Annotated in this window: 1 protein-coding gene; it reads left to right on the plus strand. The window is 65.2% G+C overall.

Annotated elements, in window-relative coordinates:
- Positions 1 to 264: 264 nt before the first annotated feature.
- Positions 265 to 1,626, plus strand: coding sequence for an IS110 family RNA-guided transposase (locus ADL15_RS13245; RefSeq protein ID WP_067689153.1), 1,362 nt, complete (start codon positions 265 to 267; stop codon positions 1,624 to 1,626).
- Positions 1,627 to 1,715 lie beyond the last annotated feature (89 nt).

Consider the following 1,715-nt stretch of genomic DNA (forward strand, 5'->3'; position numbering starts at 1 on the left):
CACCCCTGAGTCATCTTGTCTCCTTCGGGTGACGTCTCGCGGACGTGAAAATAGGGCGGGTTGCGGGTTGGTTGGGGTTGAGGGGTTGCCTGTTAACGCCGGTCACTGGCCTTGAGACGTGGAGCTCGTCCCTGAGTCTGGCGGTGGGGTCCGGCCTGGAAGGGCCACGCACTGTTGCTTCGAGCACGCCGGTCAGACTTTTGAATCGCTTGACTGAGATCCCCGGGCAACCCGCCGCATCGTCGTCTGATGAGGGAGGGACCGATGAACAGGCAACGGCCGGGATGGATCCAGCAGCCGCAGGAGATCCCGGACGAGGACCACGAACAACTCCTCACCCGGGTCTGCGCCATCGACGTGGGCAAACAATCGGGCAAGGTCTGCACCCGGATACCGCATCCGCAGCGGCCGCACCGCAGGTTGTGCCAGGTCTGGGATGTGGCGGCCACGACCGGCGAGGTCAGCGAACTCGCCGAACACCTGGTGCGGCTGCAGGTCGAGAAAGTCACCCTGGAGAGCACCTCGGACTACTGGCGGATCTGGTTCTACCTGCTTGAAGCCCGCGGTCTGGACGTGCAACTGGTCAACGCCCGTGATGTCAAGAACTCCCCGGGCCGGCCCAAGACCGACAAACTCGATGCGATCTGGCTGGCGAAACTCACCGAGAAAGGCCTGATGAGGCCCTCGTTCGTGCCACCGCAACCGATCCGGGAACTGCGCGATTACACCCGCACCCGCGCTGACCTGACCCGCGACCGCGGCCGGTACTGGCAACGTCTGGAGAAACTCCTCGAAGACGCACTGATCAAGGTATCCGCGGTGGTTTCCTCATTGGACACCCTGTCGGCTCGCGCCATGATCGAGGCACTCATCGCCGGTGAACGCGATCCCCGAGTACTGGCTGGCCTGGCCCGTGGCCGGATGAGGTCCAAGAACGCTGCCCTGGTCGAGGCCCTGACCGGACAATTCGACACCCACCACGGCGAACTCGCGAGAATGCTGCTCGACCAGATCGATGCTTTCACCCGGCAGATCGATCAACTCACCACCCGGATCGACGGCTTGATCCCCGCCCACACCATCGTCGGATCCGACGAACCGGACCCCGGCAACAACACCGGCAGCGACGCCCCTGGGCCGCTGTCACCCGTGCAGCGACTGATCGAGATCCCCGGTATCGGCCTGACCGGCGCGCAAACCATCCTCGCCGAGATCGGCCTGGACATGACACGGTTCCCGACCGCCGCGCACCTGGTCTCCTGGGCCAAACTCGCGCCACGCACCATCCAATCCGGCACCAGACAGGCCGCCGGCAGAACCGGTAAAGGCAACCCCTACCTCAAAGCCGTCCTCGGCACCGCCGCCGCGGCCGCCGCCCGCACCGACACGTTCCTCGGCGCCCGCTACCGCCGCCTGGTCACCCGCCGCGGCAAACTCAAAGCCCTCGTCGCCGTCGCCAGATCCACCCTCGTCGCCATCTGGCACCTACTCACCAACCCCGACAGCCGCTTCCACGACCTCGGCGCCGACCACCACACCCACCACATCAACACCGAACGACAAACCCGCAACCACGTCCAACACCTACAAGCCCTCGGCTACACCGTCACCCTCACCACAGCCTGACAACCCACCAAACACCGACCGGGGCCCCGCCCCGGCCAGCGATACCACCTGCACACAAACCCGCACACCAGGTCGTATTTTCCGGTCAG

This window comes from Actinoplanes awajinensis subsp. mycoplanecinus, assembly GCF_001509495.1.
Classification (GTDB): domain Bacteria; phylum Actinomycetota; class Actinomycetes; order Mycobacteriales; family Micromonosporaceae; genus Actinoplanes; species Actinoplanes palleronii.